The 333-nt window shown below is 42.6% G+C and carries 1 pseudogene; it reads right to left on the bottom strand.

What is annotated here, in order from left to right:
* Window positions 1-41: 41 nt before the first annotated feature.
* Window positions 42-333 (bottom strand): annotated as a pseudogene (locus tag CWB76_RS19825) (NAD(P)-dependent oxidoreductase); the annotation flags it as partial.

Here is a 333-nt window from a genome sequence, read left to right as displayed (position 1 = left end):
GGAAATGATAGTTCAGGGAATTTAACTGCAGTAATGGTTTAGACATTTTCTGAGTACTTAGCGAGTTTACCTGCTACTTCAATACCAATGTTTTCCTGTGCTTCTTGATTAGAAGCCCCAATGTGCGGCGTTATAATAACGTTGTCGAATTCACGTTGTGGCGAAATAAAGTCTTCATCGTTTGATTTAGGCTGAACTGGGAATACATCAAAGGCGGCACCGCGAAGTATCTTCTCTGTTAGTGCTTCAGCTAGGGCGTCACTGTCAACCACAGTACCGCGAGAAGCATTAATTAAAATAGACCCTTGCTTCATCACTGCAAGCTCTGCTGTA

Source organism: Pseudoalteromonas sp. S1609 (assembly GCF_005887255.1).
Lineage (GTDB): Bacteria > Pseudomonadota > Gammaproteobacteria > Enterobacterales > Alteromonadaceae > Pseudoalteromonas.
This window is presented reverse-complemented; position numbering and strand designations above follow the sequence as displayed.